This is a genomic window from Asanoa siamensis, from assembly GCF_016862555.1.
Lineage (GTDB): Bacteria > Actinomycetota > Actinomycetes > Mycobacteriales > Micromonosporaceae > Asanoa > Asanoa siamensis.
In genome coordinates this window covers 57,810-81,305 of record NZ_BONE01000037.1, presented here as the reverse complement: position 1 = coordinate 81,305, position 23,496 = coordinate 57,810, and the positions used below count along the sequence as shown (strand labels likewise).

The 23,496-nt window shown below is 70.9% G+C and carries 21 protein-coding genes; 6 read left to right on the top strand and 15 right to left on the bottom strand.

Features of this window, described 5'->3' with window-relative positions:
• Nucleotides 1-75 precede the first annotated feature (75 nt).
• Complete coding sequence (locus tag Asi02nite_RS22705) at nucleotides 76-1,719, bottom strand: cyclic nucleotide-binding domain-containing thioredoxin-disulfide reductase (protein WP_203715902.1); 1,644 nt, start codon at nucleotides 1,717-1,719, stop codon at nucleotides 76-78.
• Between the two features lie 290 nt (nucleotides 1,720-2,009).
• Here Asi02nite_RS22705 and Asi02nite_RS22700 point away from each other — a divergent pair, with 290 nt between their 5' ends.
• On the top strand, nucleotides 2,010-2,510 hold the full coding sequence (locus Asi02nite_RS22700) for an anthrone oxygenase family protein (protein WP_203715901.1): 501 nt from the start codon (nucleotides 2,010-2,012) through the stop codon (nucleotides 2,508-2,510).
• Nucleotides 2,511-4,233: 1,723 nt separating this feature from the next.
• Here the strand turns inward: Asi02nite_RS22700 and Asi02nite_RS22695 are convergent.
• Nucleotides 4,234-4,428, bottom strand: a complete 195-nt coding sequence (locus tag Asi02nite_RS22695; RefSeq protein ID WP_203715900.1) for a ferredoxin — start codon at nucleotides 4,426-4,428, stop codon at nucleotides 4,234-4,236.
• Nucleotides 4,429-4,443: 15 nt separating this feature from the next.
• A complete protein-coding gene (locus Asi02nite_RS22690; protein WP_203715899.1) occupies nucleotides 4,444-5,541 on the bottom strand; it encodes a cytochrome P450 in 1,098 nt (365 codons plus the stop codon).
• A 282-nt stretch (nucleotides 5,542-5,823) separates the two neighbouring features.
• Here Asi02nite_RS22690 and Asi02nite_RS22685 point away from each other — a divergent pair, with 282 nt between their 5' ends.
• Entirely contained in the window at nucleotides 5,824-6,447 is a 624-nt protein-coding gene (locus Asi02nite_RS22685) for a class I SAM-dependent methyltransferase (RefSeq protein WP_239126949.1), read from the top strand.
• On the opposite strand, the gene Asi02nite_RS22680 is transcribed toward Asi02nite_RS22685, so the two are convergent.
• A complete protein-coding gene (locus Asi02nite_RS22680; RefSeq protein ID WP_444541775.1) occupies nucleotides 6,406-7,278 on the bottom strand; it encodes a LysR family transcriptional regulator in 873 nt (290 codons plus the stop codon). The two genes, Asi02nite_RS22685 and Asi02nite_RS22680, sit on opposite strands and share 42 nt — an antisense overlap.
• A gap of 10 nt (nucleotides 7,279-7,288) precedes the next feature.
• On the opposite strand from Asi02nite_RS22680, the gene Asi02nite_RS22675 reads away from it, so the two are divergent.
• Nucleotides 7,289-7,648, top strand: a complete 360-nt coding sequence (locus tag Asi02nite_RS22675) for an EamA family transporter (protein ID WP_203715897.1) — start codon at nucleotides 7,289-7,291, stop codon at nucleotides 7,646-7,648.
• A 121-nt stretch (nucleotides 7,649-7,769) separates the two neighbouring features.
• Entirely contained in the window at nucleotides 7,770-9,740 is a 1,971-nt protein-coding gene (locus Asi02nite_RS22670; RefSeq protein ID WP_203715896.1) for a glycoside hydrolase, read from the top strand.
• On the opposite strand, the gene Asi02nite_RS22665 is transcribed toward Asi02nite_RS22670, so the two are convergent.
• From Asi02nite_RS22665 to Asi02nite_RS22650, 4 genes are all read right to left on the bottom strand, one after another.
• Complete coding sequence (locus Asi02nite_RS22665) at nucleotides 9,702-10,376, bottom strand: phosphatase PAP2 family protein (RefSeq protein WP_203715895.1); 675 nt, start codon at nucleotides 10,374-10,376, stop codon at nucleotides 9,702-9,704. The two genes, Asi02nite_RS22670 and Asi02nite_RS22665, sit on opposite strands and share 39 nt — an antisense overlap.
• A 66-nt stretch (nucleotides 10,377-10,442) precedes the next feature.
• Nucleotides 10,443-10,610: a hypothetical protein gene (locus Asi02nite_RS22660; protein WP_203715894.1), complete on the bottom strand. Its 168-nt coding sequence runs from the start codon at nucleotides 10,608-10,610 to the stop codon at nucleotides 10,443-10,445.
• Nucleotides 10,597-10,818, bottom strand: coding sequence for a hypothetical protein (locus Asi02nite_RS22655; protein ID WP_203715893.1), 222 nt, complete (start codon nucleotides 10,816-10,818; stop codon nucleotides 10,597-10,599). The genes Asi02nite_RS22660 and Asi02nite_RS22655 overlap by 14 nt, the downstream gene beginning before the upstream one ends.
• On the bottom strand, nucleotides 10,769-11,116 hold the full coding sequence (locus tag Asi02nite_RS22650) for a hypothetical protein (protein ID WP_203715892.1): 348 nt from the start codon (nucleotides 11,114-11,116) through the stop codon (nucleotides 10,769-10,771). Before Asi02nite_RS22650 ends, Asi02nite_RS22655 begins: the two co-directional genes overlap by 50 nt.
• Nucleotides 11,117-11,216: 100 nt before the next feature.
• Here Asi02nite_RS22650 and Asi02nite_RS22645 point away from each other — a divergent pair, with 100 nt between their 5' ends.
• A complete protein-coding gene (locus Asi02nite_RS22645) occupies nucleotides 11,217-12,038 on the top strand; it encodes a peptidoglycan-binding domain-containing protein (RefSeq protein ID WP_203715891.1) in 822 nt (273 codons plus the stop codon).
• A 37-nt stretch (nucleotides 12,039-12,075) separates the two neighbouring features.
• On the opposite strand, the gene Asi02nite_RS22640 is transcribed toward Asi02nite_RS22645, so the two are convergent.
• Together Asi02nite_RS22640 and Asi02nite_RS22635 are read right to left on the bottom strand one after the other, a co-directional pair.
• On the bottom strand, nucleotides 12,076-13,671 hold the full coding sequence (locus tag Asi02nite_RS22640) for an amidase (RefSeq protein ID WP_203715890.1): 1,596 nt from the start codon (nucleotides 13,669-13,671) through the stop codon (nucleotides 12,076-12,078).
• Entirely contained in the window at nucleotides 13,668-13,970 is a 303-nt protein-coding gene (locus Asi02nite_RS22635; protein WP_203715889.1) for a hypothetical protein, read from the bottom strand. Before Asi02nite_RS22635 ends, Asi02nite_RS22640 begins: the two co-directional genes overlap by 4 nt.
• Nucleotides 13,971-14,136: 166 nt before the next feature.
• Between Asi02nite_RS22635 and Asi02nite_RS22630 the strand changes: the two genes are divergently transcribed.
• Nucleotides 14,137-16,893 (top strand): penicillin acylase family protein, encoded by a 2,757-nt coding sequence (locus Asi02nite_RS22630; RefSeq protein ID WP_203715888.1) that lies wholly within the window; start codon nucleotides 14,137-14,139, stop codon nucleotides 16,891-16,893.
• A 4-nt stretch (nucleotides 16,894-16,897) separates the two neighbouring features.
• On the opposite strand, the gene Asi02nite_RS22625 is transcribed toward Asi02nite_RS22630, so the two are convergent.
• The 5 genes from Asi02nite_RS22625 to Asi02nite_RS22605 form a co-directional block, all read right to left on the bottom strand.
• Nucleotides 16,898-17,407 (bottom strand): pyridoxamine 5'-phosphate oxidase family protein, encoded by a 510-nt coding sequence (locus Asi02nite_RS22625; protein ID WP_203715887.1) that lies wholly within the window; start codon nucleotides 17,405-17,407, stop codon nucleotides 16,898-16,900.
• A 28-nt stretch (nucleotides 17,408-17,435) separates the two neighbouring features.
• Nucleotides 17,436-19,607 carry an MMPL family transporter gene (locus tag Asi02nite_RS22620; protein WP_203715886.1) on the bottom strand — a complete coding sequence of 724 codons (2,172 nt, stop codon included), beginning with the start codon at nucleotides 19,605-19,607 and terminating at the stop codon, nucleotides 17,436-17,438.
• Nucleotides 19,608-19,721: 114 nt separating this feature from the next.
• Nucleotides 19,722-20,444, bottom strand: coding sequence for a spermidine synthase family protein (locus Asi02nite_RS22615; RefSeq protein ID WP_203715885.1), 723 nt, complete (start codon nucleotides 20,442-20,444; stop codon nucleotides 19,722-19,724).
• Nucleotides 20,445-20,459: 15 nt separating this feature from the next.
• Entirely contained in the window at nucleotides 20,460-21,224 is a 765-nt protein-coding gene (locus Asi02nite_RS22610; RefSeq protein ID WP_203715884.1) for a YaaA family protein, read from the bottom strand.
• A 17-nt stretch (nucleotides 21,225-21,241) separates the two neighbouring features.
• Nucleotides 21,242-23,476, bottom strand: a complete 2,235-nt coding sequence (locus Asi02nite_RS22605) for an FtsX-like permease family protein (RefSeq protein WP_203715883.1) — start codon at nucleotides 23,474-23,476, stop codon at nucleotides 21,242-21,244.
• Between the last annotated feature and the right edge of the window lie 20 nt (nucleotides 23,477-23,496).

Here is a 23,496-nt window from a genome sequence, read left to right as displayed (position 1 = left end):
AGGCTGTCCGCTGGGTCACAGGCGCCTTTCTTCGCCGCGGTCGGACTGATTACGCCGACCTACTCATGTGGGCGTTCACTCCCGCTCAATGCCGCGGAGGTAGGAGTGGACGGCCGAGATGACTGCGGATCCTTCGCCAACGGCCGATGCCACTCGCTTGACGGATCCGGCACGCACGTCGCCAACGGCGAAGAGACCAGGAACCTCGGTGGCGAAACCATCGTGCGTGACCACGAACCCGTTGGCGTCGAGTTCGACGCCCGCGTCGCGCAACCACGTCGTATGGGGGTCGGCGCCGATCATCAGGAACAACCCGGCCGCGTCGAGGCGCACGTCTCGGCTGAGGACGCGGTCGTGCCAGGTCAATGCGCTGAGCCTGCTGGTGCCGTGCACTCCACTCAGCTCGGCACGAGGGTGGACGGTTACCCGCTCATGGTGAGCGATCCGCTGAGCCAGATAGTTCGACATCGTGTCTCGGAGATGGTCGCGCCGAATCAGAACATGAACCTGGCCGGCGTGCCGCGCCAGGAAGAGCGCGGCCTGCCCAGCGGAGTTGCCACCCCCGACCACAACGGCGTTGCGGCCGGACACCACATTGGCCTCGAGCTGGCTCGCGGCGTAGTAAACGCCGGCGCCCTCGAGATCAGCAAGGCCAGGTAGGCCAAGGCGCCGATATCGTACGCCGCTGGCGATGACTACGGCCGAGGCCAGGACTTGATGGTCGTCGTCGAGCCACACGCCGAACCCGCCAGGAACCCTCGACAGTGCGGTGACGGAGCGAGGCGAGACCAGCCTCGTGCCGAACTTGACGGCCTGCATCATCGCGGTCCGCGCCAGTTCGACTCCGGAAACGCCGCGGTGGAACCCGAAATAATTCTCGATTCTTGACGAACTGCCAGCTTGTCCTCCGATGGCCACGTCCTCCACCACGACTACCTCGAGGCCTTCCGAGGACCCGTACACGGCGGCGGCCAGCCCCGCGGGACCGGCGCCCACCACGAGAAGATCACACCGGGATCCGTCGGGCATGCCGCCTAAGCCGATCCCCAGGACGTCCGCCAGGTCGGCGGTCGTCGGCGCGTTCATTGCCGAGCGCTGACCGGTCACCACGGCCGTGCCGGCCTCGGGTAACGCATTGAATTTTTCCAGTTCTGTCCAGGCCGCCGCGTCCGAGCGCAGCACTGTTCGGTATGGAAGCTGGTTGCGCTCGGCAAACTCCTGGAGCCGATGTAGGTCGCTGTCGTCGTCACCGGCAAGCACGAGACCGCCCTGCCCTAGTCTCGTCAACATGCCGCGTCGGGCGTCCAACGCGGAGAGCAGCACATCGCCAAGATCCCCCGAAATCTCCAACAACCTGCGGACCTGCTCGACGGAAATCCGTAGTAACTCGGTTCCCTCCATGGCGACACCCGAAAGGAACGCCCGCTGCCCCATCAACATGCCTAGCTCTCCGACGAAGTCGCCTTCCTCAATCACGAATACGACGCGATCGTCCCGGCGATCGATAAGAAGGACACCGCCGGCCAGCACCAGGTTCAGGTCATAATGGTCGCCGACGTCCCAGAGCAGCGCGCCTGGCAAGGGGCGTAGCACCTCACCGGCTGACCGCAGCACGTCCATGGCGTCGTCGCTGAAGACCGGCCAGGCCGATGATTCGACGCCGCTCGGTCGTTGAGACGGGTAGATGGTCCGCTCGTCTGGCACTGGAACGCTGCTCATATGTCGACTCCCTGAAGTCTCCCACTTCCGTTGCGATTCTCTCAACAGACGGCTTCCGCCAGCGGCGCGGCCGCCTGCTGCATGATCATCGGCTCACCTGCTCCCGGGCCTCTCTGAAAACTGTTCCGCGTCAGCCGCCGTCGCCCGACCGACGTCCCGGCGTTTTCGCAAACGGCTCTCATAGCGCGTCCCGAACTACGTCGTGCAGCGTATGCGCCATCACTCACGTCTGGTTTGATCAGAGTGCTTGATTGCCGCACAGCCACGCCCCTCACACCAGGAGGTGCCCGATGCAGACGATCCTGCACGTTGCTGCGACTCTGCTCTCCGCAGCCGTGATGGCACCAGCCGTTGCCCACGCGCTCGAGCTCCCCGGCAAACGGCGCCTCAACGAGGAGCAGTACCGTCAAGTGCAACGGATCTACTACCCGGGCTTCACTATCGCGGGTGCTCTCGAGATCCCGGCAGTAGTTGTGGCTACTGTTTCGGTCCTTGTCACCGACACAGGCGCCACGCCCTTGAGACTGCGGCTGCTAGCAGTCATCGCCCTCGCCCTGGTAGTAGCGGTTTACTGGCTCCGCGTCCACCCCACAAACCGGATCTGGATGAGCCGAGACGGTCTGGACGGGGCTGCCGAACGTTTCTTCGGGACCCGCCGCCGATCACCTGACGAGCCGGAACGCTGGAAAAACTTGCGCGATCGCTGGGAGTTCGGGCATCTCCTTCGCGCGGTCCTGGCTACCAGTGCACTGACCGCACAGGTCGGCGCACTCGCCTGGGTGGTTCCATAGGCGCCTCACGGCTCGGGATATCCCGCGCGGCTAAGAGCGCCTGGGTGGAGGTACTTGTTGCCGGACCGTCGCACCAAGCACGCATCCTTCGGCGGGGTCCTCGTCTGGTCAGCACGCCGGAATCCCTTTACTAATGTCCACGTAGCTGCCCGTGCGGTGGCTCCGCAGCAACCAAGCTCCAATAGCGTCGGGCCCTTGCTAACAACAACGCGATCACGACGAATCCGAATACCTGCAATGACCCAAGGCCAAATTGAAGCCACGAATACCACCTCGGGAAAAAACTATAGACAGGGCCGCTATCGCCGTAATCCACTCGGGCTGGGCCACCGACACACCAGCACAGGCCGCAGCACAAGAAGACGACCAACAAGATCCATACGAACCAAGGCGAACGGACCAAACCGATTCGGAGGCCAACGCCGAGTCCCGCAACGGCGATGCTGACCGCTGTCGAGACAACGACAGCGGTCCACGTGCCGACCTCAGCTTGGCGCATCGCCGAGTCGTACAAGTCGGTTCCGCAACAGCCGCCGGTCTCTCTCATGGCATAGGCTGCATCCAACGATGGACGCAATACGAACGCTGCCAACGCGCTCGACGCCACACCGGCGCCAGCGACGACGTAGCTGAGCAAGCTAGCTGCTATAACGGTCCTGAGCCCCTCAGCCAAGCCAGCCTCCTGTTACTAGCTGTTTCCGCCCGTCCACCTTTCGGCGACAGTTCGTGGTCGCCGCGGCGCGCCAGCCTGTGGCATGAGGGTTGGCGCGCATGACAACGAACGGCTCACAGCGCGGCCCGTCTGGGCCGCGCTGAGCGAGCAACCTCTCAGGGAGTCCTAGTTAGGTGCACGTGAAGGTAGCGGAGCCGCGACGCTCCTCACTACCGACAGTGTCATTATCCCTGTTCCACCACAAGAACGTGGCCTTGAAGTCCACCCCGACGCGGGTACCCTTGTGGCAGGTCTCAAAGCCGCTCTCCATTCGCGACTTGGGATCGTGCCACTCATTAGGGCCGATGAGGGCCACATCAGCAAGAGTCACCGAGGTTACATCGACAGTCACATAGGCGGAGCTGGCATCCGTGATCTCTGCCCGAACACGGTAACACTCGAGTGCATCATCGTACGCAGCTCCAAGCACCGCAGCACTTGAGTACCTACGCACCTCCGTCGGCGGGGAACGCACGAATCGCAGCTTGGGCCCCCGTGCCGCCGATCACGATGACGGACGAGCTCAGAGCGGAAACGGCCAGGAGCCGCATCAACACTTGCCAAACTCTTCTCAAGGTGCCCTCCGCATCGGCTAGGTTTTGGTGACCATCCTCGCCGCGGATTCCTTCAGAACTCTTTCAATGTGTGGCTGACAGCGACTTCAGGGAAGGCCCGCCGTGCCCACCAGGTCGTAAAATGACCCGCTGGTGCGTACCGGATCCGCCGCGTCGATGGCGGCGTACCGGCCAAGCCCGAAGCCCCGCACCAGCCGCCTGGTGACCCGGTGCGCGAGCGCGAAACGGGATGGTCGCCGCTTGCGGTCAGGCTCGTGCAGACACGTGGCCTACGCCGTCGCGAACGGCGGCGTCCAGGACAGCCGCATGCCGCAGTGCCGCGAGCATGGCCGAACCCAAGTTGCCGCTCGCGCCTGTCACGACTGCCGAGGGGCCATCAACCAGATCAGCAGACTCACAGCGGCAAGCGGCCGGATGACGCAGCTGCTCTTCGCCCTCATGGATCCAGTCGTATCGTCCCAGACGGACACGCACCCAACGCGGCGATCGCGGCCCGCTCGTCCTCGGACGATGGTGTCTGCGCGAGAACGACGACCATGCCGTCGTCTTCGCTCTGGTCGAACAAGGAGGGTGCGCGGAGGACGCATTGGCCTGCTCCCACACATCGTTCGCGGAGAACCCTTATCCTCATGGTCGCCTCCTGGCTTCACCATGTGACAGGAAGCGTACGGACACTGATAAGGTTCGAGCTTTCGTACGCCAAGTCGGCTGGGTCGCAAGCGAGCCGCAGCCCAGGCAGCCGGACGAGGAGCTGCTCGAACGCGACCTTCATCTCGAGTCTGGCGATGGCCTGGCCGAGGCATTGGTGCACGCCGAACCCGAACGCGATGTGCCCGGACGCATCGCGCTCGATGTCGAAACGGTCGGGCTCGGGGAACTTGCGATGGTCCTTGTTGGCCTGAGCGGGTGCGGCGATAAGCCCGTCGCCCGCGCGGATGCGCTGTCCACCCAACTCGACGTCCACCTTCGCCACCCGCACGATCGACGAGTGCAGGATGCTGAGGTACCGCAGCAGCTCCTCTATCGCCGGGCCCATGAGCGCTTGGTCCCGGCGCAGGGCCGCCAACTGCTCCGGGTGCAGGAGGAGAACGAGAGTCCCGGTGCCGATCATCGTGCCGGTGGTCTCGTGTCCCGCAGTTAGGAGAAGCCGGAGGATCGCGATCAGCTCGGCCCTGGTCACCAGCCCCGGCTCGAGCAACTCCGCCGCTAGGTAGGAGGTGAGGTCCTCACCCGGCGACCGTTGCTTGCGGTCGATGAGACGGTCTACGTAGTCGAGCAGATCCTGGGTCGCGCGTTGCGCCTCGGCCGGGTCGGCATCCAGAAGCGAACGCACCTCCGAACGCTCCTCGTACCACTGATGATCCTCGTAAGGAACACCGAGCACGTGACACATCGTGCGGGAGGCGATCGGTAACGCGAGCTGGCTGACGAGGTCCGCAGGACGCGATCCGGCGATCATCTCATCTATTGCGCTGTTCACGATGGCCTGAATCGCGGGACGTAGTCGTTCGACCCGCTTCACCGTGAAGTGTCGGATAAGCAGGCGGCGGTAGTACGAGTGCTGCGGCGGATCCATCACCGTAAATGACGTCTCCGCCCGCTCCGCGGCGACACGCGACGCAGATGACTGGAAGCGCCATCCCCCTTCAGCGCTGAACTGGCTGTCGCTCAGCACCCTGCGCACGTCTTCGTGCCTGGTCACGAGCCAGGCCGGCGTGCCGTCGTAGAGCGAGACACGGCCCACCGGACAAGCGGACTCGCGTAGCTCGGACACGAGCCGCGGGGGGTCGAACGGGTGGGCGCGGGGCGCGGGGAAACTGGGCGCCCGCAATTGAGTCTCCGACATGTTCCCTCCCAAGGGCCGCTCCGCTAGGCCGGTTCCATGCGACACGAAACGCCATTCCATGTCAAGACACAGCCGCGTGACAAGGAGCGCTGTTGCCGCTCCAGCAAAGGATGTTGGCGTACGCACCACAGCGGGGGCAGTTTGGCACCGCACACGTCGGCCGGTTTGGAGCGAGGACAGATGGACGCGCAGTTCTGGGAAGACATGTACCGCGGCAGTGACCAGATCTTCAGCGGCAACCCCAACGGGATCCTCGTCACCGAGGCCGCCGACCTCCCACCCGGCCGCGCCCTCGACGTCGGGTGCGGTGAGGGCGCCGACGCCCTCTGGCTCGCCCGCCGCGGTTGGCGGGTCACCGCGACCGACATCGCCGAGACCGCCCTGCGGCGCGGTGCCGCAGCGGGCGCCGACGTCGCCGACCGGGTCACCTGGACCCGCGCGGACCTGCGCACCGACCCACCCGCACCCCACGCGTACGACCTGGTGACGGTCCAGTACTTCCCCCTGCGCAAGGACGCCGGACCCACCGCCGTGGAAGGCCTGCTGGCCGCCGTCGCGAACGGCGGCACCCTGCTGTTCGGCAGTCACGACCCCGCCGACATGGACGGGCATCGGCACCCCGACTTCGACCCGCACGACTACTACCTGCCGGCCGACGTCGCCGCCCTGCTCGACGGCGACCAGTGGGAGATCCAGGTCAGCGAGACCCGCGCCCGCACGACTCCCCCGCCGCCCGGCACGCCCCACGTCCACGACGTCGTCCTACGCGCCCGGCGGCGCCAGCGCCTCGACCAGCGTGCGTAGCGCCGGCTGGGCCAGCGAGATCGCGCGCACCGCGGCGTAGACGCGGCGGATCGGCTCGGGGCGGCGCACCCGGCGGACGACCACGCCCGGATGGCGGGTGCCGAGGCCGAGGCGCGGGACGAGGGCCACGCCGAGGCCCGCGGCGACGAAGCCCTGCGCCGTGGCGTAATCCTCCGACGTGGCCACGAACTCGGGGCTGAAGCCCGCCGCCGCGCAGGCCGCCGCGATCGGCTCCCGGCACGGGCCCGGCGGCTCGCTGCCGACCCAGGGCTCCGCCGCGAGGTCCGCGAGGTCGATCACCCGGCGCGCGGCGAGCGGATGTCCGGTGGGCAGCACGACCTGGTACGCGTCGTCCACGAGATGCACCAGGCGCAGGTCCCGGTGGGTCCCGTCGCCCGGGCGGCGCACCACGATCGCCAGGTCGGCCTCGCCGCGCACCACCGCCGTCTCCTCATCATCAGAGACCGCCAACCGCGGCTCGACCACCACACCCGGGTACGCGCGGCGCAGCCGGGCGATCGCAGGCGCGAGCAGGGTCGGGCCGATCGAGGCGAAATAGCGGATCGTCAGCCGGCCCGTACGCCCGGCCCGCAGGTCGGCGAGGGCCGACTCGGCCGTGGCGACGTGCTGGCTGATGACCGCCGCGTGCCCGGTGAGCAGCAGCCCCGCCGCGGTAGGGCGCACGCCTCGGCCGGCCCGCTCGAGCAGCGCCACGCCGGCCTCCTTCTCCAGCGCGGCCACCTGCTGGCTGACCGCCGACGGCGTGTAGCCGAGATGAGCCGCGGCCGCGGTCACCGAGCCGCTGGAGACCACGGCCCGCAACACCTGCAGGCGCCGGAGCGTGACGAGAAGCTGGGCCCGGGTGGGCGTACTCGCGCTGCTCTGGGGGTCGACGTTCCTCTGGATCGAGGTCGCCCTGCGGGCGTTGACGCCGGTCCAGGTGACCCTGAGCCGCTGCCTGCTCGGCTCGGCGACGCTGCTTCTCGCCTGCCTGGCCACCGGCAACCGGCTGGCGCGCGGGCGGGCGGTCTGGGCGCACCTCGCCGTCGCCGCGTTCTTCTGCAACGCCCTGCCGTTCGCGATGTTCAGCGTCGGCCAGCAGACGGTCGACTCCGGTGTGGCCGGCGTGCTCAACGCGACCACGCCGCTCTGGACACTGCTGATCACCCGGCGGTACGGCGGCTCGTGGGTGTGGCGCTGACGCGTACCCACGCTTGTGAGGATCGTCCGATTTCCGGAAATGTTGGACAACGCCAAACCCTTGTCGCTCCCCCGGCCGACTCCTAACTTGATTCGCAGGTGTCGATAAAGGGAGATGCGACATGCGACGTCGTACGAAGTGGATGGTCAGGACGGGCACGGCGATCCTCGCGACCGGCACGCTCCTGCTCGGCACCGCCGTGAGCGGCGTCGCCCATCCGCGCCCGACCGCGGTCGTCGACTTCAGCGACGTACGCCAGACGATCGACGGCTTCGGCGGCTCGTTCGCGTTCCACAAGGCGGGCGCGATCCAGCGCCTCGGTGAGCCGCTCACGTCGCGGATGCTCGACATGATCTTCGACGACCGGGCCGGCATCGGGCTCGACATCGTGCGCGTGATGGTCGGCGACGGCGGCACGTGGGGCGACCAGCTCTACGACGGCCCGACCCAGACCATCGAGCCCGCGCCCGGCGTCTTCGTCTGGGACCAGCCCGACTGGCCGCAGCGCAAGGCGGCCTTCGACGCCCACCAGATCTGGCTGATGCGCGAGGCGCACAAGCGCGGGGTCCGCACGTTCCTGGCCAGCGTCTGGAGCCCGCCGGCCTGGATGAAGCAGAACAACAGCGTCGTCTCCTCCGGCCCCGACGGCCCGCCCAACAAGATCCGGCCCGACATGTACCAGGCGTACGCGGACTACCTCGCCGAGTACGTGCTCGGCTACGAGCACGAGTTCGGCATCCGGATCACGCACGTCTCGCCCACGAACGAGCCCGAGGTGACCACCGGCTACTCCAGCAGCCAGTGGACCGCCGAGGAGCTGCGCGTGCTGGTCCGCGACCACCTGGGACCGACGTTCGCGCGACGCGGGGTGCCGGCCGACATCGTGCTGGGTGAGGGCGTGAACTTCGACGAGCGGTTCGCCCAGGCCGCGATCAGCGACCCGGCGGCCAACGCCTATGTGGACGTCGTCGCCGCGCACGGATATGCGGGCCTCGTCGACGAGGCGACCCGGGCGGCACCCGGCGCGTTCGCCACCTCGCAGGCGCTGGGCAAGACGATCTGGCAGACCGAGTACATGAACCAGGGCGCCCCGCGGGACCGGCTCTTCGTCAACAGCACGATCACCGACGGGCTGCGGTACGCGACGCTGATCGGCAACCTGTTCGACGAGACCCGCCTCAACGCGTACTTCTGGTGGTGGCCCGTGGCCAACAACGGCGCCGACGGCTCCGACCTGATCCGGCTGGTCAACACCGGCACTCCGCAGAGCGGCAACCCGACCGAGAACGGCCAGTACCGCATCTTCAAGCGCTACTACACCGTCGGCCAGTACAGCCGGTTCGTCGACCGTGGCGACGTCATGATCGGCGCCACGAAGGCGCCCGCGCCGGGCGTCACCCTGACCGCCTACAAGGGACACCGCGACTTCTCCGTGGTGGTCGTCAACAACAACCCGGGCGACGTGACGATCGACGTCGACCTCACCGGCGGCGCGCCGCGGCCCCGGGCGGTCGTCCCCTATCGCACGTCGGCGAGCGAGAACATGAAGCGGCTGCCCGACATCCACACGCGCGGCGGTCGGTCGTTCACGGCGACGCTGCGCGGCCAGAGCGTGACGACGTTCGTCCCCGAATGGTCGAAGCTGCCCGGCCTGCCGGATCGCAAGGACGTGTTCTCCACCTACCTCGCCGAGGAGAACGACGGCCAGTCGCGCGGCCTGAAGGTCCGCGCGACGCCCGACCGCGGAAAGATCGTCACCGGTGTACGCGACGGCAGCTACCTGCGGTGGGCAAACGTGAACTTCGCCGACGGCTCCGCGGCCGGTTTCGCCGACCAGAAGGGCGAGTTGCGCCTGCACGCGACGGTCGCACCCCGCGCCGGCGGCGTCATCGAGGCGCGGGTCGACGGCCCACGCGGCCCGCTCGTCGGCACGATGACCGTCGCACCCGGCTCCGGCACCGACTGGGTGACGGCGACGACCTGGGTCGACACCAGCCCGGCCGGCGCGAACGGCTTCCACGACCTCTATCTGGTCTTCCGGGGCGCGGACGGCTCACTGTTCGATGTGGACACCGCGGCGTTCAGCGACTGACCGGCGCGACGCCCGCACGGTCGCGAGCGGCCCCAGCAGGCCCAGCCAGAGCGCCAGCCCCAGCAGCACGCCCGCGAAACTGTCGGTGAGCCAGTGGTAGCCGAGGTAGGTCACCGCCGCGAACACGACGACCACCGGGGCGACCAGGACGGCGCGGCGGGTCGCGGTGGCGAGCGGCCGGCGCAGGGCCTGTTCGAGCAGGAGCACCAGCACGGGATACCAGATCAGCGTGTTGACGACGTGACCGGACGGATAGGACCATCCGGCGTCGTTGGCGAACAGCTCGACGGCGTCGTACCAGGGCGCGTGCGGCGCGGACCGGTCGGTCCAGATCTTCAGCGGGACCACCACGACGTAGCTGATCGCGGCGGTGCCGACGACGAGCAGCACCGGCCGCGGCGTGCGGTCCCGCACGGCGAGCAGCGCGGCGCCCACCAGCAGGATCGCGGCGATCAGGTTGGCGGAGCCGAGGAAGTAGGCGGCCTTGGCGACGAGGAAGCCGGGTCGCGGGCGGTGCGCGTCGCTCCAGTCACGGACCGCGATGTCGGCGTCGAGGAACGCGCCCGCGGCCAGCGCGGCGGTCAACGCCGCGAACCCCGCGAGCAGCGCCACCGCCGCCCACCACTGCCGGCCCATCCGCCCCCGCTTCCCGGTTCCGGCTGGAACGGGCAGCCTACCAACCCGCGGCGCCGCCGGGTGTCCTCAATCTTCTTCGGGTGCGGGACGCTCCGAGTGTCTGCGCAGGCCTTCCCGCTCGCGCTCGTGGCGGTCGAACCGGCGCTTCGCGTCAGCGACGCGGGCGTCGTCGGCGTCGGCGATCGGCTCCCCCAGCAGTTTCGCGGCGATCGCCTTCGAGTCAAAGGCGGGCACGATCGACAAGTCTACTGGCGCCCACCCGGGCCGCACGCCGGGCCGTGGGGCACGGGCGGTGGCCGACGGCCGACGCCTGCACCGTGCCGCGGACGAACAGGTAGTCGATCTTGCTGGAACCGCTGGTGGCCGAGATGCCCGTGCCGTCGATGCCCTTGTCACCGTCGCCGGCGCAGGCGTTCTGGCGGTTCTCCTCCGGCAGGTGCATCGTCGCCGCGAACACGCTCGTGCCGCTGTCCTTGAGCGTGAACCGTGCCGCGATCGTTGGTCTGCTTCTTCTTGAGATCACCCAGCGACTGGTCGCTGCACCTGTGGCTGCCGCCCCACGGTTCCGGGTCGTCCCAGGCGAGGATCGCCCTGTAGGTGCCCGCCGGCAGACCGAACTTCGCCGAGAGCTGGTCCGCGTACGCGGTCGCCTGCCCGGTGCCGCGCACCTGCTGCACGATCAGCAGATCCGGCGCCTGCACATCCGCGGTGCCGGTCTTCCCGGCGTCGTCGACGAGCATCGACGTCAAATGGTCAACAGCGTGTTAAAAAGCTCCTTCTCGCCCTATGAGACTGAAGGATATTATCGACTTCGGATAGCCGCCGATCTATGCTGCTGGCATGATCAGCCGTAGGCGCCTGCTCGCCACCGCCGCCGCCGCGACCGTGGCCGGCACCCTTCCCGTCGCGTCGGCCCACGCCGCGTTGCCGCAGGTCGACATGGAAGCGGTCATCAAGGCCGCGCAGATCGACCCGCGCCGGCCGGACACCGCCATCACCCCCGGCGCCAAGGACAGCGTCCTGGCGGTGGAGCGCGCCCTGCAGGCCCGCGGGCTGCTGTCGGCGACCTATGTGGACGGCCACTTCGGCACGAGCACCATCGCCGCGTACGCCGCCTACCAGCGGTCGCTCGGCTACACCGGACTGGACGCCACCGGCCTGCCGGGACCCACCTCGCTCCGCTCGTTGGGCGACGGGCGCTACACCGTCACCCGCGCGATCTCACCGGGCAGCATCGTCAGCCTGCGTGGCGTGCAGGTGAACACCCGTACCCGATCGATGCTGCTGGAAGCCGAACGATTGCTCGGTCGCACGCTCACGCTGACGCAGGGCTCCTACAACACGGGCACACCGGCGTCGGCGGGCACCCACGACGGCGGGGGCGCGCTGGACATCTCGGTGACGGGCCTGACCACGGCCACGCGTACGACGGTCGTGCGGCAACTCCGGACGGTGGGCTTCGCGGCCTGGCTGCGCAACCCGTCCCAGGGCGACTGGCCGTACCACATCCACGCGATCGCCATCTCGGACACCGACCAGTCCACCGGCACCCAACACCAGGCCGGCGACTACTACCTGGGCCAGAACGGCCTGGCCAACCGCGCCCCCGACGACGGCCCGGCGGTCACGAAGCGCACCTGGGAGGAATACCAGCGCGGCTGACCGACCCGCGCGAACGGGTCGGTCAGCACGCGGGGTCCTACTGGGACAGCTCGAGCACCTGCTCGGCGGTGAGCCGCGGACGCGGCGCGGCGGCCGCCCGCGCGCCCTCGGCCGCCGCCGGCGGGTCCGCCGGGCGGCGGTGGTGCCAGTCCGTGACCGCCTGGTAGGCGGCCGCGACCGAGAGCAACCTGTCCTCGCCGTACGGGAGTCCACCGAGGATCGTGCCGATCGGCACCCCCGCGGTGGTGAAACCGATCGGGAACGCGATCTCCGGCAGCCCGATGATGTCGAACGGCACCGGGTTGGTCTGCACGACCACGTCGCACGTGTCGAAGATCTGGTCGAGCACCCGTTCGAGCAGCAGCACCTTCGCCCGCTGTCCGACGAGGAACTCGTTGGCGCCGAACAGCGCGCCCTGCAGCCAGCCCGACAGCGAGACGCCGAAGCCGCGCAGGTTGTCCCGCAGGTACGGCATGAACGGCTCGCTGCGCTCCGGCAACCGCACGTTGTTGAACGTGTTGCCGGTGAGCAGGTTCCAGTCCTCCGGCAGCGGCACCTCGACCAGCGTGGCGCCCGGGATCGCCGCGAGCGCCGCCAGGTAGGCCTGCCGGGCCAGCGCCGACGCCGAGGTGCCGTCCGCGAAGCCGGGCAGCACGCCGATCCGGGTGTTCCAGCGCAACCGCACCTTGCCCCGGTGGAACACGGGCGTCGCCGCGTCGATCAGGTTCGGCACGTCCGGCAGCCCCTGCGTACGCGGGTCCGCCGGGTCCGGGCCCGCCATCGCGGTCAGCATGATGGCCGCGTCCTTGGCGTCGCGGGCGAGCGGGCCCGGGTGGTCGCGGGTGTAGCTGAGCGGGATGATGCCGTTGAGCGACACCCGGCCCATCGTGGGCTTGATGCCGGTCAGGTTCTGCGCGTTCGACGGCGCGGTGATGGACCCGCCCGTCTGCGTGCCGATGCCCGACGTCGCCATCCGGCCGGCGACCGCCGTGGCGGTGCCGGTCGACGAGCCGCCGGGGTCGGTGTTCGGGTTGGTCGGCGTCCACGCGTTGACCGTGGTCACCTCGCCGTCGGGCGTGGTCGCGCGGGTCGTGGCGAGCGGGCCCATCTGCGTCTTGCCGAGCACGATGCCGCCGGCGGCCTTGAGCCGAGCGACCGCGGTGGCGTCGCTCGGCGGCACGAAGTCCTGGAACAGGAACGAGTTGGCGGTCGTACGCACACCCGCGGTCCAGTAGTTGTCCTTGATGGCCAGCGGGATGCCGTGGAGGGCACCGCGCCCACGGGACCGGGCGGCCTGGCGGGCCTGCTCGGCAAGGACCAGGTTGAACGCCTGGTACGTGTCGTCGTACGCCGCGATCCGGGCCAGGTAGGCCTCGAGCAGCTCCTCCGGCCGCAGCTTGCGCTCGCGGATCAGCCACGCGGCCTCGGCGATGGTCAGCTCGGTCGGGTCGGCCAGCGCCTCGGGCCGCGGCTTGACGTACGCGTTCCGGTTGTCCAGGGTGGGCGGCCGGCCGGTGGCGGACGCGACGGCCGGCAGCGCCACGGCGCCCACGGTGGTGACGGCCGCGAGGGCCGCGGCCCGGGCCAGGAACGCCCGGCGGTCGACGCCGGTGTCGGCGGGTTCGACGGTCACGGCTTCCTCCACTCCGTCGCGATGGACGGGTACAGCAGCGGCGCGGGCTGCTGGGACAGCGCGCGGGCCACCGCCGGGTCGGTCCCGGCGGGCGCCGGCAGCTGGTAGGCGGCCAGCGCGCCGATCGTGCCGCGGACGAACGACCGCAGCGAGGCGAGGACCGAGGCCTGGCCGGGCGCGCCGGTCTCCGGGTCCGCGGCGGTGCCGGGTGGCAGCTGGTCCAGGTCGATGCCGAGGGAGGCCAGCCGGGCCCGGATGAACACATCCAGCTCGGCGTCGGTCGGCGGGGTGGGCGCCATGAACACTCCTTGCACGGATGGACAGGGGTGTTGATCAATCTGCGAGCCGACGGTCTCGGTCCGGTTACGCCAAGATCACGGCGCGGTGAACGCAATCGATGTTGCCCGCTGGATGAACGGTGGCTAAGGTGCGGGCAGGCACCCTCCACCCTCGACGGAGGTCCGGATGCGACGTCGCATGCTCGCCCTGTTCGCGGCCGTCCTGCTGCCGGTCACGGCCATCGCGCCACCGGCCGCCGCGCACGGGTCCGGCGGCCCCACGCTGCGGATAGCCGGCATGCACGGCTACGGGCAGGTGCAGCGGGACCCCGACGGCATCGCCCACATCCGCGCCGGCGACGAGCACGACCTGCTCTTCCTGCAGGGCTGGACGCACGCCCAGGACCGGCTGTTCCAGATGGACGTGACCCGCCGGCAGGGCTCCGGCACGCTGGCCGAGCTGCTCGGGCAGCAGGCCCTGCCCGGTGACGTCGAGGTGCGCACGATCGGGCTGCGGCGCGCCGCCGAGCGCAGCCTGCCGGCCCTGTCGCGCGAGACGCGCGAAGCGCTGGACGCGTACGCCGCCGGCGTCAACGCCTGGACCGCGACGCACGCGCTGCCCGCGCAGTACGCCGCTGTCCGGATCACCCGGTTCGCGCCGTGGACGCCGGTCGACAGCCTCGTCATCTTCAAGACGATCGCCTTCAACCTCTCCTTCGACCTCGACATCGACCTGACCGTCAGCGCCGACGCGTACGCCCGGGCCGGCGCCGAGGCCGGGTTCGACGGCGCCGCCCTGTTCCGCGAGGACCTGTTCCGGTCGCAGCCGTTCAGCCCCGCCTCGACGGTGCCGGACGCGACGAAGGTCAGGCCCGGGCACGGTGGCGACCGGTCGGCCGCGCCGCCGGCGCTGTCCGAGCCGGCCCTGCGGCTCGCCCGCGACTACCAGGCCCGCGCCACGCGCACGCCGTTGCTCGCCGACGCCGTCGACCGCGGGTTCAGCCTGGGCTCCAACGAGTGGGCGATCGCCGGCCGGCACACCGACACCGGGCGGCCGATCCTGGCCAACGACCCGCACCTGGGGCTGACCACGCCGGCCACGTTCTATCCCGTGGCGCTGCGCGGCGCCGGCCTCGACGTGCAGGGCGAGAGCTTCGCCGGCACCCCGTACGTCATCCTCGGGCAGAACCAGCGGGTGGCCTGGGGCGCGACCACCAACCCGATGGACGTCACCGACACCTACGTCGAGCGTGTGGTCGCCGACCCCACCTCGCCGAGCGGCCTGGCGACCGTCCACCAGGGCAGACCGGAACCGGTGCTGGCGATCCCGGAGACGTTCCGGGTCAACAGCAGGGCCGGCAGCGACTCCGTCGTGACGGTGCCGCCGGGTGGTGCGATCCCGGCGGCGACGCTGATCGTGCCGCGCCGCAACAACGGTCCGATCGTCTCGCTGGACCAGGCCGCCGGCACGGCGCTGTCGGTGCAATATACGGGCTTCTCGGCCACCCGCGAGGTCGACGCGGCACGGGGTTTCAACCGGGCACGCGACATCGGCGACTTCCAGCGGGCCCTCGACTACTTCGACGTCGGCTCGCAGAACTGGGCCGTCACCGACGTCCGCGGCCACATCGCCTACTTCACCAGCGCCGAGATGCCGCTGCGGGAAGACCTGGAGGCCGGCACCGTCCACGGGCGCCCGCCCTACCTGCTGCGGGACGGCACCGGCGGCAACGAGTGGCTGCCGGCGGCCCGCCGCTATCCGGGCCAGGCGCTGCCCTACGAGATCCTGCCGCCGCGCGAGATGCCACAGGTGGTCGACCCGCCGGCCGGCTTCTTCGTCAACGCCAACAACGACCCCGCCGGCACCACACTGGACAACGACCCGCTCAACCAGCGCCGGGCGACGGGCGGCGTCTACTACCTCAATCTCGGCTACGACGGCTTCCGGGCCGGCCGGATCACCGAGATGGTGCGCGACGCCATCGCCCGCGGCAGGAAGGTCTCCGCCCGCGACGTCCAGGAGCAGCAGGCCGACGTGACGCTGCTCGACGCGCAGTTCTTCCGCCCGCACCTCGTCAACGCCCTGCGCCGGGCCGCCCGCAGCGAGACGCCCGCCCTGGCCGCGCTCGCCGCCGACACGCGTGTGGTGGAAGCCGTCAACCGCCTGGCCCGCTGGGACTGCACGACACCCACGGGCATCCCCGAGGGTTACGACGCCTCCGATGTGGACGGGCGCCGCGGGCAGCCGAGCCGGGACGAGCGGGCCGACAGCGTCGCCGCGTCCATCTACGCCGTCTGGCGGGGCCAGTACGTGCGGAACGTGGTCGACGCCCGGATCGCACCGTACGGCCTGCCGCAGCCCGGCGGCGACGAGGCCCTCAAGGCCCTGCGCGTGCTCCTCGAGCGCTTCCCGAGCCGGCACGGCGTCGGTGTGTCCGGTGTCGACTTCTACGCGGTGCCCGGGGTCGCCGACCCGGCCGACCGGCGCGACGTGCTGCTGCTGCGCAGCCTGGCCGACGCGCTGGACCTGCTGGCCGGCCCGGCCTTCGCGCCGGCGTTCGGGGGCTCGACGCGGCAGGACGACTACCGCTGGGGCCGGCTGCACCGGGTGACGTTCGGGGCTCCGCTCGGGGCACCGTGGTCGATCCCGCCGGCCGGCGGGGCGTTCCCGGCGCCACTGCCCGACCTGCCGGGCGTCCCCGTCGACGGCGGCTTCAGCACCGTCGACGTGGCGGGCCACAACGTCCGGGCCGACTCGGCCACCGAGTTCACCTTCGGCGGCGGCCCGGTCCGCCGCGCCGTGGCCCAGCCGACCCGCGACGGCATCCGCGCGGTCTCGTCGCTGCCGGGCGGCACGAGCGAGACCCTGGGCAGCCCCTACTACGCCAACCTGCTCCCCCGCTGGTTGACCAACGAGACCTATCCGGTCCGGCTGGGCTGGTGACGCCTCAGAAGCGGTAGTCGGTCTGGCCGAACGGGTCGCCCTTGGCGTGAGCGCGGGCCTTGACCGGCGTCACCTCGAAGACGACGAGGCCGACCTCGGGCGACGGGGCGACCACGGCGCCGTCCCGCACGGCGATCTCCCAGCGACCGTCCCAGCGACCGCGGTAGAGCGCCGCGAGCCGCCGCAGGAGCGCCTCGTCGGTCACCGGCACGGCGGTGCCTTCGACGGCCACGTCGAGCCCGCGGTCCCAAACGGTGTCGCCCGCCAGCACGAGCACCCGGGGATTCGCCTGGAGATTGGCGTACTTCACCTCGGTGCTGCCGGTGTGGAAGTAGACCTTCCCGTCGTGGACGACCGGGACCATCGGTGTCGCGTGTGGACGGCCGTCGGGTCGCACGGTCACGATCCAGGCGACCTCCGCGGCGGCCAGCCTCGCCGTGGTGTCGGTCCACGGGACCGCTTCGGCCCCCGCGTCGCTGTAGCTCGGGTGGACGCGCTCGCTGCTCGGCTCCATGCGACCTCCGGCACTCTCCCCCCGCAGGCTAGTGGCGGAACCCGAGGCGGGCGTGGAGGCGCGCCAGCGGGGCCGGTGACCACCAGTTCCAGCGGCCCAGCAGCGTCATCGTGGCCGGCACGAGGACGCAGCGCACCAGGGTCGCGTCGACCGCCACCGCCACCGCGAGGCCCAGCCCGATCTGTTGCACCGTGCCGATCCGGCCCGTCAGGAAGCAGCTGAACACCACGACCATCAGCAGGGCCGCGGAGGTGATGACGCGCCCGGAGCTCTGCAGGCCCCGGCGCACCGCCAGGTCGTTGGGCTCGCCGCGGTCGACGTGCTCCTTGATCCGGGCGAGCAGGAACACCTCGTAGTCCATCGACAGGCCGAAGGCGAACGCGAACACCGTCACGAGCACGAACGGGCTGATGCCGCCGACCACGTGGGTGTGCAGCAGGTCCGACAGGAACCCGTGCTCGAAGACCGCGCTCAGCACGCCGAAGGTCGCGCCGAGCGAGACCACGTTCATCACCACCGCCTTGACCGGCACCACCACCGAGCCGGTCATCGCCCAGAGCAGCAGGACCATCGCGAGCAGGGTCAGGGCGATCGCGTACGGGAGGCGGGCCAGCAGCAGGTCGTTGAGGTCACGGTGGAAGCCCGCGATGCCGGTCACCCACGAGTCGACGCCGTCGGGGCGGTCGGCGCGGGCGGTGTCCACCAGGCGCAGCGCCGCCGCGCCCTCGGGGTCGCCGACCGCGTCGATGTCCACGGTGGCCACGCCGGGCGCGACCTGCTCGGCCGGGCGCACGCCGGCGATGTCCGGCGAGTCGAGGGAGCGGGCCCAGGAATCCAGCGTCGCGGCCTCGGTGCGGGCGACCACGGTCACGGCCGGCTGCGCCGGGGTGCGGAAGTCGGCCGCCAGCACGTCGATCACGCGGACCGACTCGAGCGAGCGCGGCAGGCCGTCGAGGTCGTCCACCTTGACCGTCATGCTCAGCAGCGGCAGCCCGGCGGCGAGCAGCACGAGGGCGGTGGCGAGCGCGGTGACCAGCGGGCGGCGCTGCACGCCGCGGGCGAGGCCCCAGAAGAAGCCGCCGTCGGTCGACGCGGCGGCGCGCATGCGCTTCGACGGGCGGATCCGGCGGTGGAACAGGCCCAGCAGGGCCGCGCTGAACGTGAGGGCCACCAGCATGGCGACCAGCGCGATCGACACGCCGGCGGCGCCGAGCGCGGACAGCGCGGTCACGCCGAAGACCAGCAGGCCGGCGAGGGCGGCGGCGACGGTCAGGGCGGAGAAGAAGATGGTGCGTCCCGCGGTCGCCCACGCCGCCGCGACGGCGTCCAGCGGCTCACGACCGGCGGCCAACTCGTCGCGGTAGCGGGCGACGAGCAGCAGTCCATAGTCGACCGACAGGCCGAGGCCCATCAGCGTGACCACGGTGACCGCGTTCTGGTCGAGGGTGGTCACGTTGGCGAAGAACAGCAGCACCGAGAACGAGCCGGCGATCGAGACGACGGCGCCGAGCACGGGCACGACGGCGGCGAGCAGCCCGCCGAAGACGAAGACGAGCACCAGCAGGGTGATCGGCAGCGAGAGTTGCTCGGCGAACGCCAGGTCCTTCTGCGCCTGCGCGTTGGCCTCCCGGTTGACCAGCCGGCCGCCGCCGACCTCGACGGTGGCGCCGGTCTCCCCGGCCGCGTGCAGGGCCGGCGCGAGCGCGCGCAGCCGGTCGACCGCCGCGTCGGTCGTCGCGTCCAGGTCGTCGCCGGTCAGGTCCGCCAGCCGCGCCTGCACGAGCAGGCCGCGACCGTCGGTGGCGCGCAGGGCGGCGGCCGCCGGGCTCTGCGCGTAGGGCGTGACCACGCCGGTGATCCCCGTGACGCCGCCGAGCTGGGCGGCGGTGTCGGTGACCGCCGCGCGTACCGCCGGGGAGTCGGGGTCGATCCCCCGCACCACCCCGACGATCGAACCCGCCGATGTGGACGCGTCGGCGATGACCTGGTTGCCGGCGACCGCCTCCAGCGACGACGGGCCGCGGTCGTCGTCGAGGCCCGCGAAGACCGGGCCCGCCGCGAGACCGCCGGCGACGACGGCGACCAGCCAGATGCCGAGCACGGTCCAGCGCCGCCGGAAACACCAGCGGCCGAGCCGGCCGAGGAAGGACACCCGCGTCGGCGCCGGCGCGAGGTCAACCTGGACAGTCGTCTGCGTCATACCCCGAGATCCTGCTCCGCCGCACCCGGCCACACCTCAGGGGCCGGCCCGGAACCGGACCCCGAGGAATATCCCGGGGAAATGGTCAGGCCAGCCGGATGGACAGGCCCTGGCTCATTCCGCGAACCGGCGGCGACCGAGGTAGACCGTGTTGGTCGAGGTGCGGCGCTGCAGGGGGTTGTCGAACGCGACGACGTCCGCGCGGACGTCGACGAAGACGTCGGCCAACGTCGTCGTGAACGCGTCCTCGGGCGGGTCGTTGGACCACAGCCCGAACACGCCGCCGGGATGCAGCTGGTCGGCCAGCCGCCGCAGCCCGTCCGGCGTGTAGAAGGCGGCATGGCTGGGATGCAAAAGGTGACGCGGGCTGTGGTCGATGTCGACGAGGACGGCGTGGAACCGCGAGCCCGGCCTCTCCGGGTCGAGGTCGCCCGCGGCGCTGCGCGCGAAGAAGTCGCCGTGCGCCAGCCGGCTGCGCGGGTCGGAGACCACGGTCTCGGCGAACGGCAGCAGCCCGCCCCGATGCCAGGCGATGACGTCCTCGATGGCGTCGACGACGATCAGCGAGCGCACCCGGTCGTCCTCGAGCACCGTGCGGGCGGTGTAGCCGAGCCCGAGCCCGCCGACGACCACGTCGAGCCCGTCGCCGGACACCTCGGCGAGCCCCAACCGGGCCAACTCGATCTCGGCGACGGTGAACAGGCTCGACATGAGGAACTCGTCGCCGAGCTTGACCTCGTAGACGTCGGCGTCGACGGTCGGGTCCAGCCGCCGCCGCAGGCTGATCTCCCCCATCGGCGTCGCACGCCAGGCCAGCTCTTCGAATCGCGCGCTCATCGGGCAATTCTCCGATCAGGTCAGTCGGATGGACAGGCCCTTGCCACCGAACTCCGCGCAGACGAAGGCGGGCTCGCGTTCAGTGCCGTGCGCGGGCTCGTGCCGGTAGCCGATGTCGGTGAACTCCCGCAGGTCCTTGGCCTTGCTGGTGACGAGCCAGCGGGCGAACGCACCGCGAGCGATCTTCGCGTGCACGGTGACGAACTTCGGGCGGCCGGACTTCTCGTCGACGGTGAGGAACTTCGGCGTGACGATCCGCGCGGGGTCCACGTACTTCGTCACGGTCCTGCTGTATTCGGCCGCCGCCAGGTTGACGATCGGGCCGCGGTCCGGCAGTTGGTCGGCGATCGCCCGGCCCCAGAACTGGTAGAGGTTGCCGCTCGGCAGCTTGTAGCCCATTTCGAGCCGGTACGGGAGGATGCCGTCGAACGGGCGCAGGATCCCGTAGAGCCCGGACAGGATGCGCAGATGGGCATCGGCGTAGCGCCGCTGGGCGGCGGTGAACGTGTCGACCTGGAGCCCGCTGTAGATGTCACCGACGAACGACTCGGCCGCGGGCGCCTGCACGTCGGGGTCGGTGCTCCACTGCGCGAACTGCTGCCTGGTCCTGTCGGCGAGGTCGGGCGACACACTCATGATCTTGGCCACCTGCGCCCGCGGCAGCGCCCGCACCTCGTCGACCAACTCCCGGGCCCGATCGAGCAGCACGGGAGCCCCGGTCGGGCGATGCCCGGCGCTGGGCGGCCGCATCGTCTTCGAGCTGTGCATCAGGATGATCACCCGCCCATTTTGCCCGCCTATTCGTTGCGGGCCGTCTCCGGGCCGGTGATCCGGCGCAGCAGCGGCAGGGTGGCCGCGATGATCGCGAGTGACGCCACCAGGCCGCCGCCCACCATGGCGTAGTAGCCCGCGCCCAGGCCGTGCAGCGGGTAGTCGAGCTGTGCCCGCAGGAACAGCGCCGCCGCGAGGAGGCCCGCGCCGATCGCGACCGCGGCCACGACCAGCAGTGGCACCGCCGTCTCGAGGGCGACCACCGCCCGCAGCATCCGGATCCGGACGCCGGTCAGGCGCAGCACGCTGAACGGGCGCTTGCGGTCGGTCAGGCCCGCGATCACGCTGACCGCCAGGCTGCAGCCGGCGATCGGCAGGCTGGCCAGGATCACCACGTCGGCCAAGCGCTGGAACTGCACCAGCGTGCGGGCCGAGTCGGCCTCGAACTCCGCCTCCGTCGCCGGGTAGCGGCCCCACGGGTCCATCGTGGCGAGCACCGTACGCGCGCGTTCCTTGGCGGTGTCGGATCCGTCGGTCGCGACGACGACCGCGAGCAGGCGCCGGGCGTCGAGGTCGGTCGCCGACGACGCCGGCCAGACCCGCTCCTCCGGCGACACCCCCGGGTCGCGGGGACCGATCAGGTCGCTCCAGACCGCCACCGTGCGCGCGCCGGGCGGGCACGCGCCATATTCGGGCGTACGGGCGAGGTCGGCGCAGGAGATCAGGCCGGGGCCCTGCGGGTTCGTGGAGTCGAAGGCGACGCTCCGGTCGTTCTCCTTGATCGGGATGACCGCCCGCACTCCGGGAAGCTCGGCCAGGCCCGCCGGGATGTCCGAGACGGACGGCGAGGGCGCGCCGGGCACGATGTCCTCCGGCCAGAACGTCGCCGACAGCGAGGTGGCCTCGACCGAGCCGGCGGCCGGCCGGGCGCGCTCCGCGACGTACGCGGTGATCGCTCCGCTGGCGGCGGTCATCACGAACAGCGCGACGACCAGGCCGCTGACCGCGCGGAAGGCCGCCTTCGGGTCGTCGGCGAGGCGGCGGCCGGCGATCAGCGCGGCGGGGCGCTGCGCGTGGTCGGCCACGAGCCGCGCCGTCCGCATGGTCAGCCACGGCCCCGCCAGGACCAGGCCGATCAGCATCAGGGCGGCGCCGGCCAGATAGGCGTACGTCTGGCCGTCGGTGGTGGCCGGCTTGCGCCCGACGAAGTACGCGAGCTCGGCGATGCCCGCGGCCAGCGGGATCAGCCGCCAGGCCCGGGGCGGCTTCGGGGTGACGCGGCGGGTGACACCGAGCGGCGAGATCCGCACCCGGCGCAGCGCGAGCCGGGCCGCGACCGCCGCGCCGACCGGGATGCCGACCAGGACCGCGAGCGCGTCGACCCAGGTGAGCGTGAGGTCGCTCGGGAAGAACGTCGCACCCGTGAACGGGATCGCGGCCAACCCCGGCCGGACGGCGGAGAAGACCCCGAAGCCGAGCACGGCGCCGGCGGCCGCGGCGGCGATCGACTCGACGGTGGCCAGCACCGACACCTGCCGGGGCGTGGCGCCGATCAACCGCATCGCGGCGAACCGCTGCTCGCGGCGGGCGGCCGAGAGCCGCGTGGCAGTGCCGATGAAGATGAGCACCGGGAAGATCAGCGCGGTCGCGACGACCGAGAGCGAGACGGTGAGCATCGTGTCGTTGAGCCCGACGATGCACCGCGAGCAGGTGGCCTCGCCGCCGCCGAGGAACCCGCTGACCTTCGTGGCGGACGGTTGCGCGGCCAGCACGTCGGGCGCCTGTCCGACGACGGCGAACAGCGTGTCGGGCGAGGGCAGGGCCGCGTCGCCGATCAGACCGACCTCCCGGCCCGGGAACCGGTCGCCCAACTCGGCGGCGGGCACGGTGCGCAGCAGGTCGTGCAGGGCCGGCGAGGCGTAGAACTCCCCCGGCCCGGGCACCGCGGGCAGGCCGGGCGGCACGGGCGCGGCCGGCCCGGTGGCGGCGATGTCGAGCCGGAGCATCTCGGCGCCGCGGAAGTAGTCCTCCCGGCCCAGCCACCAGACCGGGTCGACGCCCGGCCGCGCGGCGGTGGTCGCCTCGGAGAGGGCGCTGTTGAGCCACGCGTACCGCAGGCTCTGGCTCTTGGTGGCGTTGATGCCGGCGAGGGTGGCGAGCAGCAGGCCAGTGCCGAGCGCGACCGCCGCGGCGACGACGACCAGGCGGACGGCCGCCTCGCGCCCGCCGGCGACGGCCAGCCGCAGGCCGAGCCCGATCACGCCAGCACTCCAAGGTGCAG